This is a genomic window from Streptomyces sp. NPDC025806 (genome assembly GCF_055558275.1).
In genome coordinates this window covers 611,582-625,766 of record NZ_JBVHMU010000003.1, presented here as the reverse complement: position 1 = coordinate 625,766, position 14,185 = coordinate 611,582, and the positions used below count along the sequence as shown (strand labels likewise).

The following is a 14,185-nucleotide window of genomic DNA, read 5'->3' as shown; positions in this document are numbered from 1 at the left end:
TCGTGTGAGACTGACCTCCCCCACCTCCCGATGTAAGGACGTACACCGTGCGTTCTCTGCCGCTCCCGGTCGCCCTGACCGTCCGGCTGCTGCCCGTCGCCGTGCTCGCCTGCGCGGGCTGGGCGTACTCCACCGGCCCGATGTCCACGCCGGACGACACCGAGCACAAGGCGGCGCCGCAGTCCTCCGCGCCGCAAAGTCCCAGTGCCGAGGTGGCGGCCAAGACGTACGCCGAGCCGCCCGCGCCGTGCGGCACCGTGTCCGCGAAGACGGTCGCGGCGCTGGTGCCGGGGGCGAAGGCGGCGGGCAAGGAGCTGTCGGCGACGGACGCGAAGGTGCGGCGCGGCTGCTCGTGGAGCGCGCTGAAGGGGTACGACTACCGCTGGCTGGACGTCACCTTCGAGGTGAAGAGTTCCGACGCCCTGGCGAAGCAGCTGTTCGCCTCCGCCGGGGACGCGGCCGGGGCGGGCTCCGGCGCGAAGGCGCAGGACATCGGGGACGAGGCCCGGCTGACGACCGAGCTGATGAAGAAGGACGGTCAGGAGACCCGGGAGGCCGTCGTCGCGGTGCGCAAGGGGAACGTCCTGGTGACGGTCACCTTCAACGGCAGCGACTTCGAGTCCAAGGGTGCGCCCTCGGCCGACACGATGACCGGGGGCGCGGTGCGGGCGGCGCGGGACGCGGCCGCCGGGCTGGGCTCCGGCAAGGGCTGAGCCAGCCCGGTCGTCCGGTCGTCCGGTCGTCCGGTTCAGGAGGCCGCGGTGAGCGAGGCGGTCTCCCAGGCGAAGCCGTCGGGGTCGGTGAACGGGCCGGAGGCGCCGCCGAGCACGATCCGGTGCGAGCCGGAGCCGTCGGCGGGCACTCCGGCGTCCTTGGCGAGGGCGGACCGCTTGTAGAGGGCGAGCTTCACGGTGCCGGGCGCGGTCGTGAACTCGACGTACTTGCCGCCGAAGCTCTTGCCCACCGAGAGGCCCTGCTCGACGTAGAACTGCTTGCTGGCCTTGACGTCCTCGACGCCGAGCAGGAGCACGATGTCGTCGATCGCGCCGGTGGCGGGCCCGGTGTTCTTCTTCGCGGAGCTGGCGAGCTTCCAGATGGTTCCGTCGGGGGCCTGGACGACGCCGCCGTAGCCCCAGAAGGACTTGGCGGCGGGCTTGAGCGCGGTGGCGCCGGCGGCGAGGGCGGCGTCGAAGAGTCGGTCGACGTCGGCGGGCTGGGCGACGGTCAGCGACAGCGTGAAGCCGCGGAATCCGTCGCTGGGGGCCTCGGCCGCGCGGACCCGGATCTGTTCCGGGTCGAGGCCGAAGGCGCTGGTCAGGAAGGTGGCGGCGGACGCGGGGTCGGTCGCTTCGAGGGTGAGGGCTGCGAGGGAGTTCATGCGCTTCACGCTAGGCGGGGAGGTGGGGTCGGGGCTTCTCGATTCCTGACCGACTCGGGAGCCGGACCGTGACGAGGAGGCCGCCGGACGGGCGCGCGGTGAGGTCGAGGGTGCCGCCGTGGGCGCGGACGACGCTGTGCACGATGGCCAGGCCGAGGCCGACTCCGGGGTGCTCGCCGGTGCGGACGCGTTCGGTGCCGCGCTGGAAGGGTTCGGTGAGGGTGGGCAGCAGGTCCGCGGCGATCGGGCGGCCCGTGTTCTCGACCGTCAGCACGCTCGTGTCGCCGTCCTGCGTCGTGTGGACGGTCACGGTGCCGCCGGTGGGGAGGTTGTGCACGACGGCGTTCTGGACGAGGTTCGTCACCATCCTCAGCAGGAGTTCCGGGGAGCCGTCGGTGCGGGTCGCCGTGCCGGTGACGTCGAGGGTGGTCCCGCGCTGTTCGGCGAGCGGGAGCAGGGTCTCGACGGCTTCCTCGGCGACGAGGGAGAGGTCGACGCGTTCGCGGGTGACGTGGCCGCGGTCGCTGCGGCTGAGCAGCAGGAGGGCCTCGGTGAGGTCGATGGCGCGGGTGTTGACGGACTGGAGGCGGGCGAGGACCTCGTCGCGGTCCCGGGTGGGGTCGCGGCGGGCGACGTCGAGGAGGGTCTGGGTGACGGCGAGCGGGGTGCGCAGTTCGTGGGAGGCGTTCGCGGCGAACCGCTGCTGTTCGGCGACGTGCGATTCGAGTTGTTCGAGCATGGCGTCGAAGGTGTCGGCGAGTTCGCGGAACTCGTCCTGGCGGCCTGCCATGTGGATGCGGTGGGACAGCGATCCGGTCCCGGCGGTCCGGGCCGCGTCGGTGATCCTGGTCAGCGGCGCGAGCATCCGTCCGGCCAGGAGCCAGCCGCCGACGAGGCCGAAGACGAGCAGGCAGCCCATCGCCGCGGCGGCCCGGGGGAAGAAGATGCGGACGAGGAGATAGCGGTTGGGCGAGATCCCGAGCAGGCCCTTGTCCTTGTCCGGGACGTAGCGCAGCAGGTACAGCCACACGACGGCCATCAGGAGGGCGCCCGCGACGGCGAGGAACCCGGCGTAGCTGAGGGTGAGTTTCATCCGGGCACTGAGCCCGGGGCGCCTTGAACCTCTAGCCATCGGTGCCGCCGGTGTCGATGCCGCCCGTGTCGATGCGGTAGCCGACGCCGGGCACGGTGGCGATGACCCAGGGCGCGCCGAGTCGCTTGCGCAGGGCGGAGACGGTGATGCGTACGGCGTTGGTCAGCGGGTCGGCGTGCTCGTCCCAGGCCCGCTCCAGGAGTTCCTCGGCGCTGACGACGCCTCCCTCGGCGGTGACGAGGACTTCCAGGACGGCGAACTGTTTGCGGGTGAGCGCGACATGCTGCCCGTCGCGGAAGACCTCGCGGCGGAACGGGTCGACGCGCAGTCCCGCGATCTCCCGGACGGGCGGCCGGGAGTGCGCGCGCCGGCGGTCGAGCGCGCGCAGCCGCAGCACCAGCTCGCGCAGTTCGAACGGTTTGGTGAGGTAGTCGTCGGCGCCGAGCGCGAAACCGGAGGCCTTGTCGTCGATGCGGTCGGCGGCGGTGAGCATGAGGATCGGGATGCCGCTGCCCGAGGCGACGATGCGCCGGGCGACCTCGTCGCCGGAGGGGCCGGGGATGTCACGGTCGAGGACGGCGACGTCGTAGGAGTTGACGTCGAGCAGTTCCAGGGCGGTGTCGCCGTCGCCCGCGAGGTCGGCGGCGATCGCCTCCAGACGCAGCCCGTCCCGGACGGCCTCGGCGAGGTAGGGCTCGTCCTCCACGATCAGTACGCGCATGTCCGCAGCCTAAGCAGCGGCGCGTATCGCCGCCGTATGCCCGGTCCGCGTGCGCCACAGGCGGCGGGAGGCGAGTCCGGCGAGGAGCGCGCCCGCGGCGTTGACCAGGACGTCGTCCACGGAGGACACCCGGTCGAGGCGGAACACGTACTGCGCGGTCTCGATCAGGACCGAGCAGCCCGCGCCGAGCGCGAGGATCCGCGGCAGGGTCGCGACGGCCGCCCAGCGCATCGGGGCGAAGAAGCCGATCGAGGCGAGGACCAGGAGGTTGCCGCCGATGCCGAGCGGCCCCATCGTGACGAGGTCGCGCAGCGGCACCAGGCTCACCCGGGGCGGCGCGACGCCGACCTCGCCGCCCGGCATCAGGGTCATCCACAGGAACGGCAGCGTCCCGTGGACCATGCCCACCTCGGCCAGCGAGAGCCGCCACGCGTCGGGCGCCCCGGCCGCACGCCGCACGCGCGCGAGCACCCACGCGACGAGCAGGGCGACCGGCAGCAGTACGAGCGTCATGAGCACCACGCCGTTGAACGTGCCGAGGCAGCCCTGCCAGCGCCCGGCCACGCACGCCGGGGCGGCCATCATCAGGGGCCCGCGCAGCACGACCAGCACGGTGACGAGCACACCGACCGCGAGGCCGGGCCCCAGAAACCTGCGGACCCGGCCGGGCGGCGGCACGCTCAGAGTCGTCTCGTGATTCATGCCTCTATTGGAGAGGGCGGGGTGTTGCGAGGGCGTATGCGCTTTTCGACAGCCCGGCGATACGCAGCGACGCAGCGGGGCCGGATCAGGCCGGACGGTCCAGTCGCCGCCCCGCCATGAGCACCACGTACACGACCAGCGACGCTGTCAGGCCCACCGCCCAGCCGTAGTCGGCCAGGGGTTTCAGGAACGGGATGAGGCCGTCGACCGGGAACGGGCCGGCCTTCTGGCCCTTCGCGTCCAGCGTCGAGTAGGAGCCGCCGACCGCAAGGACGCCGCCGATGAGGAAGGCGGCGACGGCCCGCCAGTTCCAGCCGCCGGTGTACCAGTAGCGGCCGCCGGCCACGTACAGGTCGGCGAGGTGGAGGACGGTGCGGCGGATGATCCAGTAGTCGGCGATGAGGATGCCCGCGACGGTGCCGAGGAGGCCGCCGACGACGCCGAGCCAGGTGAAGATGTACAGCTCGGGCGTGGAGGTGAGCTTCCACGGCATGACGAGGACGCCGATGACGCCGGTGATGATCGCGCCGGTGCGGAAGCTGATGAGCTTGGGCGCGAGGTTGGCGAGGTCGTAGGCCGGGGAGACGACGTTCGCCGCGATGTTCACGGAGATCGTCGCGACGAAGACGGTGATGAGGGCGAAGAGCAGTCCGAAGACGTTGTCGGTCTTGCCGGCGAGCGCGACCGGGTCCCAGATCGCCGCGCCGTAGACCTTCTCCGAACCGGCCGTGACGAGGACGGACATCAGGGCGAACAGGGTCATGGTGGTGGGCAGGCCGAGGGTCTGGCCCCAGACCTGGGCGCGCTGCCCTTTCCCGAAGCGGGTGAAGTCGGGGATGTTCAGGGACAGGGTGGACCAGAAGCCGATCATGCCCATGAGGCCGGGGAAGAAGACCTTCCAGAAGTCCGGGCCCCAGCCGACCTTGGACGGCTCGTGGAGCAGCGGGCCGAAACCGCCCGCCTTGTTCGCGATCCAGACGAGGAGGACGACGGCGCCGACGAGGACGAAGGGCGCCGCCCAGTTCTCGAAGCGGCGCAGGGTGTCCATCCCCCGGTAGATGATGGCGAGTTCGAGCACCCAGAAGACGACGAAGCACAGCCACAGGGTCCACGGGTAACCGCCGACCTCCGAGGCGCCGGCCCAGCCGCCGAAGATCTTGCCGAGCAGGACGAAGATGCCCTGGCCGCCGATCCAGGTCTGGATGCCGAACCAGCAGCAGGCGACGGCCGCCCGCACCATGGCGGGCAGGTTGGCGCCGCGGATGCCGAACCCGGCCCTGGCGAGGACCGGGAAGGGTATGCCGTACTTGGGTCCGGCGTGGCCGGTGAGCAGCATCGGCAGGAGCACGATGACGTTGGCGAGGGCGATCGTGAGGACCGCCTGCTTCCAGTCCATGCCGAGCGCGACGAGCCCGGAGGCCAGCGTCCAGGACGGGATGCAGTGGGCCATGCCGATCCACAGGGCCACGAAGTTGTACGTGGTCCAGCGGCGTTCGGCGAGCGGGACGGGCCGCAGGTCGTCGTTGGCGTAGCGGCTGCCGGCCGGGTAGGTGTCGGCGGTCAGGTCGACCGCGGGGGCGGTCGGCGGAGCCGGCGGGACGGTATCGGTCATGGGCAGTCTGTCCGTTCACTGGCGGGCCCCGGCGGGTGGGCGGGGCCCTGGGAGGACGGGGATACGGGGTGGCCGTGGGGATGCCGTGAACTGCCGTGCCTGGTACGGGTGTTGCAGTCGGGGATAAGTCGGGGACCGGGGCCTGCGCCGGCCCGTTCACGCGTTCACCGCCGGGATCACGTCCCGGCCGTAGAGATCGATCACCGCCTCCTTCGCGTCGTGCATGGCGTACACGGCGAACTGGTCGACGCCGAGGGCGCGCAGCGCGTTCAGCTTCTCGATGTGCGCGGCCGGCGGGCCGATCAGGCAGAAGCTGTCGACGATCTCGTCGGGGACGAACGCGGTGTCCGGGTTGTCGGTGCGGCCGTGGTGGGAGTAGTCGTAGCCCTCGCGGGCCTTGATGTAGTCGGTGAGGGCGTCGGGGACCATGCCGGAGTGGGCGCCGTAGCGGGAGACGAGGTCGGCGACGTGGTTGCCGACCATGCCGCCGAACCAGCGGCACTGTTCACGGGCGTGGGCGAGCGCCTCGGGCGAGTCGTCCTCGGTGACGTAGGCGGGGGCCGCGACGCAGATCTTCACCTCCGACGGGTCGCGTCCGGCCGCCGCGGCGGCGTCGCGCACGGCCTTGACCATCCACTCGGTGAGGAAGAGGTCGGCGAGCTGGAGGATGAACCCGTCGGCCTCCTCCCCCGCCATCTTCAGCGCCTTGGGCCCGTAGGCGGCCATCCACACCGGCACCTCGGCGCCCTCGCGGACCCAGGGGAAGTGCACGACGGTGCCGCCGAGGTCGGCCTCGTCGCCGCGGCCGAGCGCCCGGATCACCTTCATGGCCTCGCTGATCCGGGCGAGGGTGTTGGGCTTGCGTCCGGCGACGCGCATCGCGGAGTCGCCGCGGCCGATGCCGCACACGGTGCGGTTGCCGTACATGTCGTTGAGGGTGGCGAACGTGGAGGCCGTGACCTCCCAGGTCCGGGTCCCGGGGTTGGTGACCATGGTCCCGACCTTCAGGTGCCGGGTCTCGGCGAGGATGCGGCTGTAGATGACGAACGGCTCCTGCCACAGCACGCACGAGTCGAAGGTCCAGCCGTACGTGAATCCGACGTCCTCGGCGCGGCGCATCAGGTCGACGACGGCGGAGGCCGGCGGGTCGGTCTGCAGGACGAGTCCGAAGTCCATGGTGCGGTTCCTCGTTCTTTCAGTTCAGGTACTGGCAGGTGCCGCGCGGGGTGTACGTGCCGTGCCCGGCCCGCCCGGTGAACTCCCGCTCGGTGATGACGGGTTCGCCGCGCGAGAGGACGGTCTCGACACGTCCGGTCAGCCGCTTGCCCTCGTACGCCGAGTAGTCGACGTTCATGTGGTGGGTGGCGGCGCTGAGAGTCTGCTCGGCGTGCGGGTCGTAGATGACGAGGTCGGCGTCGGCGCCGGGCGCGATGGTGCCCTTCTTGGGGTAGAGGCCGAACATGCGGGCCGGGGTGGCGCAGGCGATCTCGATCCAGCGGCGCCGGGTGATGTGCCCGTCGACGACGGCCTGGTGGAGGAGGTCCATGCGGTGCTCGACGCCGGGCATGCCGTTGGGGATCTTCGAGAAGTCGCCGCGGCCCAGTTCCTTCTGTCCGGTGAAGCAGAAGGGGCAGTGGTCGGTGGAGACGACCTGGAGGTCGTTGGTGCGCAGGCCGCGCCAGAGCGCCGCCTGGTGCTCCTTGGGCCGCAGGGGCGTCGAGCACACGTACTTGGCGCCCTCGAAGCCGGGCTCCGCGAGGTTGTCGGTGGACAGGAACAGGTACTGGGGGCAGGTCTCGCCGAAGACCGGGAGGCCCTCGTCGCGGGCCCGGGCGAGTTCGGCGACGGCCTCCTGCGCGGAGACGTGGACGACGTAGAGGGGGGCGCCGGCGACCTGGGCGAGCTTGATGGCGCGGTGGGTGGCCTCGGACTCCAGGAGCGCCTTGCGGACCTCGCCGTGGTGGCGGGGGTCGGTCTCGCCGCGGGCCAGGGCCTGTTCGACGAGGACGTCGATGGCGATGCCGTTCTCGGCGTGCATCATGATGAGGCCGCCGTTCTCGCCGGCCCGCTGCATGGCGCGCAGGATCTGCCCGTCGTCGGAGTAGAAGACGCCCGGGTAGGCCATGAACTGCTTGAAGGACGTGACGCCCTCGCTGACGAGGAGGTCCATCTCCTTGAGCGTGTCGTCGTTCACGTCGGAGACGATCATGTGGAAGCCGTAGTCGATCGCGCAGTTGCCGTCGGCCTTGGCGTACCAGGCGTCGAGGCCCTCGCGCAGGCTGTGGCCCACGGTCTGGATGGCGAAGTCGACGATGGTGGTGGTGCCGCCCCAGGCGGCGGCGCGGGTCCCCGTCTCGAAGGTGTCGGAGGCGTACGTGCCGCCGAACGGCATCTCCATGTGGGTGTGCCCGTCGACGCCGCCCGGGATGACGTACTTCTGGCTCGCGTCGATGACGCGCGCGTCCGTCCAGGACGCGGCGGTGTCACTGCCGGTGGCCGCGAGGGCGACGACGCGGCCGTCCTCGATCAGGACGTCGGCGTGCATCTCGTCGGCGGCGGTGACGACGAGTCCGCCGCGGACGACGGTACGGACGGCGCTCATGCTCTCCTCCAGGGACGTCGGGTGGTGCTACGGGCGGGTCAGCGGCTCGTACGCGTGCGGGGCGCGGTCGCGGTAGAACTGCCAGCGGTCGCGGACCTCGTGCAGCTTGGCGAGGTCGAGGTCGCGGACGACGAGTTCGGGCGCCTTGTCGTCGGCGACCTCGCCGACGAACTGGCCCTCGGGGTCGACGAAGTAGGAGGTGCCGTAGAAGTCGTTGTCGCCGTACTCCTCGACGCCGACGCGGTTGATGGCACCGACGAAGTACTCGTTGGCGACGGCGGCGGCCGGCTGCTCCAGCTGCCACAGGTAGCGCGACAGGCCGCGGCTGGTGGCGGACGGGTTGAAGACGATCTGGGCGCCTTCGAGGCCGAGGGCGCGCCAGCCCTCGGGGAAGTGCCGGTCGTAGCAGATGTAGACGCCGATCTTGCCGACCGCGGTGTCGAAGACGGGCCAGCCGGAGTTGCCCGGCCGGAAGTAGAACTTCTCCCAGAAGCCCTTGACCTGCGGGAGGTGGGTCTTGCGGTACTTGCCGAGGTAGCTGCCGTCGGCGTCGATCACGGCGGCCGTGTTGTAGAGGACGCCCGGCTGCTCCTCCTCGTACATGGGCAGGACGAGGACGATGCGGTGCTCGCGGGCCAGCTCCTGGAAGCGGCGCACGATCGGTCCGTCGGGGATGGCCTCGGCGTAGGCGTAGAAGGCCGGGTCCTGCACCTGGCAGAAGTACGGGCCGTAGAACAGCTCCTGGAAGCAGAGGACTTGGGCGCCCTGGGCGGCCGCGTCGCGCACGGCCTGCTCATGCACCTTGATCATGGATTCCTTGTCGCCGGTCCATGCGGTCTGGAAGATCGCGGCGCGGATCACGGAACTCATCGGGACCTCCTGCGAGAGACGACAGAGGGGAGGGCGGCGGGGACGAACGGTGTGCCAAGGACGATAGGAAGCGCGCCGCCGCCGGCCGAGTCGCACCGTGTCACGTCCGCCGCCCGCCGCCGTTGCACCGTGTCACGCCCCGGTCTGCGCGTCGTGCGCGAGCAGCGCGATGTGCACGGAGGCCGCTTCCTCGAAGTCGTCGAGGTCGACGCGGAGCAGGGCCTCGATGGCCTCGATGCGGCGGTACAGGGCGGGCCGGCTCATGTGGTGGAGCTGGGCGGTGCGGGACTTGTTGCGGCCGGTGGCGAGGTAGGTGCGCAGGACCGGGAGCAGCGCCTCGCCCTCCTCGGCGTACAGCAGCCCGTCCAGCTCGCGTTCGGCGAAGGACTGCACGCGCGGGTCGTCGCGCAGCATCCGCATCAGGCCGCGCAGCCGTACGTCGCCGAGGCGCACGACGGCGGGCAGGCCGGGCGACGCTCCGGCGACGGCGTCGCAGACGTGGAGGGCCTCGCGCAGGCCGTCGGGGACGTCGTCCCAGGCGGGCCCGGCGGGTCCCGCGGTGACGACGGGCGCGGCGCCGGTCTCGGCGCGCAGCCGTTCGGCGAAGTGGGCGGCGAGCGGTACGGGGTCCTGGTCGTGGGCGAGGCTGAGCAGGACGGCGGTGGCGTGCTCGGTGAGGTCGGCGACGAGCGCGGACAGGCCGAGCAGGCGCAGGACGCGGTCGAGGCGGGCGGGGTCGGTGTCGCGGACGGCGAGCGGGACGAAGGTGCGCCGGTTGACGGGGAGGCCGGCCGCGCGGGCGCGCGGGAGGAGTTGACGGGCGGGCACGGCGCCGGAGACGAGGTCGTCGAGCAGGCGCCGTGCGGACTGTTCCTCCCAGCTGACGGCGGTGCCGGACAGCAGGTGGTGCAGGACGAGGGACTCGGCGGCGCGGTCGGCGAGCAGCCGGCCCGAGGCGCCGTCGCCGCGGTAGCCGCACAGCACGACGGAGCCCCAGCGTTCGCCGCGTCCGCCGAGTTCGGCGCGCAGCCAGCCCTCGCCGTCGACGCCGCCGGGCTGCCGGGCGATGCGGTCCCAGTCGCGCAGGACGTCGTCGACGGCGGGCCGTTCACCGGCGGTGGCGAGGACGCGGTGGGCGAGGTTGGTGACGACGACGGGGCAGGCGCTGTGCGCGGCGATCTCGTCGAGGAGGCGCTGGAGCGGGGCGCCGGCCGTGATGAGGGCGGTCAGCGCGGTGCGGATGCCCTCGGAGAGGCGGACGGCGGCGTACTTGCGGCGCACGAGCCGGGACTGGACCTCCTCGGTGAGCTCGGCGAACGGGAAGGGGCGGTGGAGCACGACCATGGGCAGGCCGCAGCGTTCGGCGGCCCGGCACATGTCGCGGGGCGGGGCGGGGAAGGCGCGGCCGAGGCCCAGGACGAGGGCCGCGGCCTCGGCGCGGTGCAGGGACTCGATGTAGGCGGTGCGGCCGTGCGGGTCGCCGCCCGCGAGGAGCACACCGGTGGTGAGGACCATCTCGCCGCCGCTGAGCATGACGCCGACGTCGGCGGCCTCGGCGACGTGCACCCAGCGCACGGGCCGGTCGAGGTGCTCGGCGGCGGCGACCACCTCGGGCTCGCCCGCGGCGACCCGTTCCAGAGCGAGTATCTGCCGGACGGACAGGGCGTGTTCGGGGGCGGTCGGGGAGGTGGTCATGGCGCCGCGCCCGCTACGAGACGTTCCGGAGGGCTCGTTCGAGGATCGCCGCGCCCTGTTCGGCCTCGGCGACGGTCAGGGTGAGGGGCGGGGCGATGCGCAGGACGCTGGTGCTGTGGCCGCCGCCCTTGCCGATGAGCAGCCCGTGCTCGCGGCACTCCTCCAGGACGGCGGAGGCGGCGTCGGGGTCGGCCTCGTCGGTGCCGGGCCGGACGAGTTCGATGCCGATCATGAGGCCCCGGCCGCGCACCTCGCGGACGCAGGGGGTGCTCGCGCCGATGGCCCGCAGCCGCTCGATGAGGAGGCCGCCGACGCGGCGGGCGTTGCCCTGGAGGTCGTGCTCCAGGAGGTACGAGAGGTTGGCGAGGCCCGCGGCCATGGTGACGGGGCTGCCGCCGAAGGTGGAGATGGAGTTGGCGTCGAGGCAGTTCATGACCTCGGCGCGGGCGACGACGCCGCCGATCGACATGCCGTTGCCGATGCCCTTGGCGAAGGTGAGCAGATCGGGCGGGCCGGACGCGGCGTGCGCCTGCCAGCCCCAGAAGTGCTCGCCGGTGCGGCCCCAGCCGGTCTGCACCTCGTCGGAGATCCACAGGATGCCGTGCTCGGCGAGGACCTCGCGGAAGCGGGCGTACAGGCCGTCGGGCGGGGAGGTGAAGCCGCCGACGCCCTGGATGGGCTCGGCGATGAGCGCCGCCACGTTCCCGCGGGTCTGGCCGAGCATGTCGCGCAGGTCGGCGACGCAGGCCTCGGTGAACTCGGCGTCGGGCAGGTGGGCGTAGGGGCCGCGGGTGCGGACGCCGCCGTGCACGTACAGGGTCTGGAGCGGCGAGAGGCTGGTGGGCGACCAGCCGCGGTTGCCGGTGATGCCGACGGCGGAGAAGGAGCGGCCGTGGTAGCTGTTGCGCATCGCCAGGATCTGGTTCGAGCGGCGGTACGCGGTGGCGAGCAGCAGCGCGGTGTCGTTGGCCTCGGTGCCGGAGGTGGTGAAGAAGACGCGGGCGTCGGGGATGGCCGACAACTTGGCGACACGTTCGGCGAGTTCGACCATCGGCCGGTTCAGGTAGAGCGTCGAGGAGTGGACGATCCGGGACGCCTGCTCGCTGACCGCCTTGGTGACCTCGGGCAGGGCGTGCGCGGTCATGGTGGTGAGGATGCCGCCGAAGAAGTCGAGGTACTGCTTCCCGTCGGCGTCCCACACCTGGCGGCCCTCGCCGTGGGTGATCTCGATCGGCCGGTCGTAGTAGAGGGCGAGCCAGTCGGGCAGGACCGCGCGGTGGCGTGCGTGGAGGTCAGGGGTCATCACGGCTGCGGAGTCCCTTCGTCGGTCACGGCTGAACGGATGTCGGGCGTACGCACGGGGCCTGCGTACGGGGTGCCTGCGTACGGGGCCTGCGTACGGAATCAGGGCTGGACGAGTCCGTCGTAGGCGTCGGGGCGACGGTCGCGGTAGAAGGCCCACTGCTGCCGCACCTCGTCGATGACGTCGAGGTCGAGGTCGCGCACGAGCAGTTCCTCGTCCCGGTCGTCGGCCGCGTCGCCGACGAGCTGCCCGCGCGGGTCGACGAAGTACGAGGTGCCGTAGAAGTCGTCGTCGCCGTACTCCTCGACGCCGACGCGGTTGATGGCGGCGACGTAGTACGCGTTGGCGACGGCCGCCGCGGGCTGTTCGAGGCGCCAGAGGTGGGAGGAGAGGCCGCGGCTGGTCGCGGACGGGTTGTACACGATCTGGGCCCCGTTGAGCCCCAACTGGCGCCAGCCTTCCGGGAAGTGGCGGTCGTAGCAGATGTAGACACCGACCCGGCCGACGGCGGTGTCGAAGACGGGCCAGCCCAGGTTGCCGGGCCGGAAGTAGAACTTCTCCCAGAAACCGGGGAGCTGCGGGATGTGATGCTTGCGGTACTTGCCGAGGTAGCTGCCGTCGGCGTCGATCACGGCCGCGGTGTTGTAGTAAAAGCCGGGCTGCTCGACCTCGAAGACGGGGGCGACGATCACCAGGCCGGTCTCGCGGGCGAGTTCACGCATCCGGGTGACGGTGGGGCCGTCCGGCACGGGCTCGGCCCAGTGATGGTGCTCGGGGTCCTGGACCTGGCAGAAGTACGGGGCGTTGAACACCTCCTGGAAGCCGATGATCCGGGCTCCCCGGCGGGCCGCCTCGCGGGCGTGCTCCTCGTGCTTGGCGATCATGGATGCGGTGTCGCCCGTCCAGGAGGCCTGGACGAGTGCGGCGCGAACGACGTGGGCCATGAGCCGCTCCTCAGCGTTGAACCTCTACGCCTGTAGAACGGGGCGTAGAGGGACGAACGTAAGCCCGCCCGGGGGGCTTGCCAAGACCATCGTCGTCAACCCGCTGGAACGATCATGTTTCGGCACTCGTGCGGGTGATCCCGCGTTTCATCACACAGGGCTCCGGGGCTCAGGCGGGCTGGAGCGCGCAGTGCACGATCAGCTCGTCCATCGAGAGGCCGAGCTCGCGGGCGAGGGCCGCGACCGTGAAGAAGGCGGGGGTCGGCGCGCGCCCCGTCTCGATCTTGCGCAGCGTCTCGACCGAGACGCCCGCGCCGGCGGCCACCTCGGTCATGCTGCGCCCCTGCCGCGCCTCGCGCAGCAGCCGGCCGAGCCGCTCGCCGCGCTCGCGCTCTTCGGGGGTCAAGGGGGTTCGGACCATGCGCCCAGTCTAGCCGAGGCTCAATTTCTTTACCGGATTCAAATACCGGTATAGTAATTGGCATGGTGGAACTGAAGACCGAACCGCAGATCGACGCGATGCGCGAGGCGGGCCGCATCGTCGCCCAGGCCCTGGCCGCCGCCCGCAAGCACGCCGCACCGGGCGTCACCCTCCTCGAACTGGACGAGGTGGCGCACGACGTGCTGCGCGACGCCGGCGCGACCTCCCCGTTCCTGGGCTACCGCCCGCCGTTCGCCCCGACTCCCTTCCCCGCCGTCCTGTGCGTCTCCGTCAACGACGCGATCGTGCACGGCGTCCCGAACGGCACCCGGCTGCGCGACGGCGATCTCGTCTCGGTCGACTTCGGGGCCGAACTCGGCGGCTGGGTGGGCGACTCGGCGATCAGCTTCACCGTGGGCACCGCGCGGCCCGAGGACACCCGGCTGATCGAGACCGCCGAGCGAGCCCTGGCCGCCGGGATCGCGGCGGCCGTCGTGGGGAACCGCATCGGCGACATCGCGCACGCCATCGGCACGGTCTGCCGCAGCGCCGGGTTCGGCGTCCCGGACGGCTTCGGCGGGCACGGCATCGGGCGCCGCATGCACGAGGACCCGGGGGTGCCGAACGAGGGGCGGCCCGGGCGCGGCATGCGGCTGCGGGCGGGCATGGCCCTGGCCATCGAACCGATGGTGATCGCGGGTGGCACCGACGACTACCACGCGGACCCCGACGGCTGGACCCTGCGCACGAACGACGGCTCCCGCGCCGCGCACGCCGAGCACACCGTGGCGATCACCGACGCGGGCCCGCGCATCCTGACCGCGCTCTGACCTCGTGCGACGTC

The 14,185-nt window shown here is 71.9% G+C and carries 14 protein-coding genes; 2 read left to right on the top strand and 12 right to left on the bottom strand.

Annotated elements, in window-relative coordinates:
- Nucleotides 1–47: 47 nt before the first annotated feature.
- Nucleotides 48–713, top strand: coding sequence for a hypothetical protein (locus tag ACZ4E1_RS09835; RefSeq protein WP_467537535.1), 666 nt, complete (start codon nucleotides 48–50; stop codon nucleotides 711–713).
- Between the two features lie 35 nt (nucleotides 714–748).
- Here the strand turns inward: ACZ4E1_RS09835 and ACZ4E1_RS09830 are convergent, their stop codons facing one another.
- The 12 genes from ACZ4E1_RS09830 to ACZ4E1_RS09775 all read right to left on the bottom strand — a co-directional run bounded on the left by ACZ4E1_RS09830 (nucleotide 749) and on the right by ACZ4E1_RS09775 (nucleotide 13,341).
- Entirely contained in the window at nucleotides 749–1,378 is a 630-nt protein-coding gene (locus ACZ4E1_RS09830; protein WP_467537533.1) for a VOC family protein, read from the bottom strand.
- Nucleotides 1,379–1,388: 10 nt separating this feature from the next.
- Nucleotides 1,389–2,471, bottom strand: coding sequence for a sensor histidine kinase (locus ACZ4E1_RS09825; protein ID WP_467537531.1), 1,083 nt, complete (start codon nucleotides 2,469–2,471; stop codon nucleotides 1,389–1,391).
- 31 nt (nucleotides 2,472–2,502) lie between these two features.
- Nucleotides 2,503–3,192: a response regulator transcription factor gene (locus tag ACZ4E1_RS09820; RefSeq protein WP_467537529.1), complete on the bottom strand. Its 690-nt coding sequence runs from the start codon at nucleotides 3,190–3,192 to the stop codon at nucleotides 2,503–2,505.
- Nucleotides 3,193–3,201: 9 nt separating this feature from the next.
- Complete coding sequence (locus tag ACZ4E1_RS09815) at nucleotides 3,202–3,894, bottom strand: VanZ family protein (RefSeq protein WP_467537527.1); 693 nt, start codon at nucleotides 3,892–3,894, stop codon at nucleotides 3,202–3,204.
- A gap of 85 nt (nucleotides 3,895–3,979) precedes the next feature.
- Nucleotides 3,980–5,506, bottom strand: a complete 1,527-nt coding sequence (locus ACZ4E1_RS09810; protein WP_467537525.1) for an NCS1 family nucleobase:cation symporter-1 — start codon at nucleotides 5,504–5,506, stop codon at nucleotides 3,980–3,982.
- Nucleotides 5,507–5,662: 156 nt separating this feature from the next.
- Nucleotides 5,663–6,682, bottom strand: a complete 1,020-nt coding sequence (locus ACZ4E1_RS09805; protein WP_467537523.1) for a TIGR03842 family LLM class F420-dependent oxidoreductase — start codon at nucleotides 6,680–6,682, stop codon at nucleotides 5,663–5,665.
- 19 nt (nucleotides 6,683–6,701) lie between these two features.
- Nucleotides 6,702–8,108, bottom strand: coding sequence for a dihydropyrimidinase (gene hydA / locus ACZ4E1_RS09800; RefSeq protein WP_467537521.1), 1,407 nt, complete (start codon nucleotides 8,106–8,108; stop codon nucleotides 6,702–6,704).
- Between the two features lie 27 nt (nucleotides 8,109–8,135).
- Nucleotides 8,136–8,978, bottom strand: coding sequence for a nitrilase-related carbon-nitrogen hydrolase (locus ACZ4E1_RS09795; RefSeq protein ID WP_467537519.1), 843 nt, complete (start codon nucleotides 8,976–8,978; stop codon nucleotides 8,136–8,138).
- Between the two features lie 132 nt (nucleotides 8,979–9,110).
- Nucleotides 9,111–10,673: a PucR family transcriptional regulator gene (locus ACZ4E1_RS09790; protein ID WP_467537517.1), complete on the bottom strand. Its 1,563-nt coding sequence runs from the start codon at nucleotides 10,671–10,673 to the stop codon at nucleotides 9,111–9,113.
- 13 nt (nucleotides 10,674–10,686) lie between these two features.
- The gene (locus ACZ4E1_RS09785; RefSeq protein WP_467537515.1) at nucleotides 10,687–11,976 is read right to left on the bottom strand and encodes an aspartate aminotransferase family protein; all 1,290 of its coding nucleotides are present in this window, start codon (nucleotides 11,974–11,976) and stop codon (nucleotides 10,687–10,689) included.
- Between the two features lie 101 nt (nucleotides 11,977–12,077).
- Complete coding sequence (locus tag ACZ4E1_RS09780; protein WP_467537513.1) at nucleotides 12,078–12,920, bottom strand: nitrilase-related carbon-nitrogen hydrolase; 843 nt, start codon at nucleotides 12,918–12,920, stop codon at nucleotides 12,078–12,080.
- Nucleotides 12,921–13,089: 169 nt separating this feature from the next.
- Nucleotides 13,090–13,341 carry a helix-turn-helix domain-containing protein gene (locus tag ACZ4E1_RS09775; RefSeq protein ID WP_399126371.1) on the bottom strand — a complete coding sequence of 84 codons (252 nt, stop codon included), beginning with the start codon at nucleotides 13,339–13,341 and terminating at the stop codon, nucleotides 13,090–13,092.
- A 62-nt stretch (nucleotides 13,342–13,403) separates the two neighbouring features.
- On the opposite strand from ACZ4E1_RS09775, the gene map reads away from it, so the two are divergent.
- A complete protein-coding gene (gene map, locus ACZ4E1_RS09770) occupies nucleotides 13,404–14,171 on the top strand; it encodes a type I methionyl aminopeptidase (protein ID WP_467537511.1) in 768 nt (255 codons plus the stop codon).
- Nucleotides 14,172–14,185 lie beyond the last annotated feature (14 nt).

Coding starts and splice junctions, on each gene's coding strand:
- ACZ4E1_RS09830 (WP_467537533.1), bottom strand. CDS start 1,378: ATGAACTCCCTCGCAGCCCTCACCCTCGAAGCGACCGACCCCGCGTCC.
- ACZ4E1_RS09825 (WP_467537531.1), bottom strand. CDS start 2,471: ATGAAACTCACCCTCAGCTACGCCGGGTTCCTCGCCGTCGCGGGCGCC.
- ACZ4E1_RS09820 (WP_467537529.1), bottom strand. CDS start 3,192: ATGCGCGTACTGATCGTGGAGGACGAGCCCTACCTCGCCGAGGCCGTC.
- ACZ4E1_RS09815 (WP_467537527.1), bottom strand. CDS start 3,894: ATGAATCACGAGACGACTCTGAGCGTGCCGCCGCCCGGCCGGGTCCGC.
- ACZ4E1_RS09810 (WP_467537525.1), bottom strand. CDS start 5,506: ATGACCGATACCGTCCCGCCGGCTCCGCCGACCGCCCCCGCGGTCGAC.
- ACZ4E1_RS09805 (WP_467537523.1), bottom strand. CDS start 6,682: ATGGACTTCGGACTCGTCCTGCAGACCGACCCGCCGGCCTCCGCCGTC.
- hydA (WP_467537521.1), bottom strand. CDS start 8,108: ATGAGCGCCGTCCGTACCGTCGTCCGCGGCGGACTCGTCGTCACCGCC.
- ACZ4E1_RS09795 (WP_467537519.1), bottom strand. CDS start 8,978: ATGAGTTCCGTGATCCGCGCCGCGATCTTCCAGACCGCATGGACCGGC.
- ACZ4E1_RS09790 (WP_467537517.1), bottom strand. CDS start 10,673: ATGACCACCTCCCCGACCGCCCCCGAACACGCCCTGTCCGTCCGGCAG.
- ACZ4E1_RS09785 (WP_467537515.1), bottom strand. CDS start 11,976: ATGACCCCTGACCTCCACGCACGCCACCGCGCGGTCCTGCCCGACTGG.
- ACZ4E1_RS09780 (WP_467537513.1), bottom strand. CDS start 12,920: ATGGCCCACGTCGTTCGCGCCGCACTCGTCCAGGCCTCCTGGACGGGC.
- ACZ4E1_RS09775 (WP_399126371.1), bottom strand. CDS start 13,341: ATGGTCCGAACCCCCTTGACCCCCGAAGAGCGCGAGCGCGGCGAGCGG.
- map (WP_467537511.1), top strand. CDS start 13,404: ATGGTGGAACTGAAGACCGAACCGCAGATCGACGCGATGCGCGAGGCG.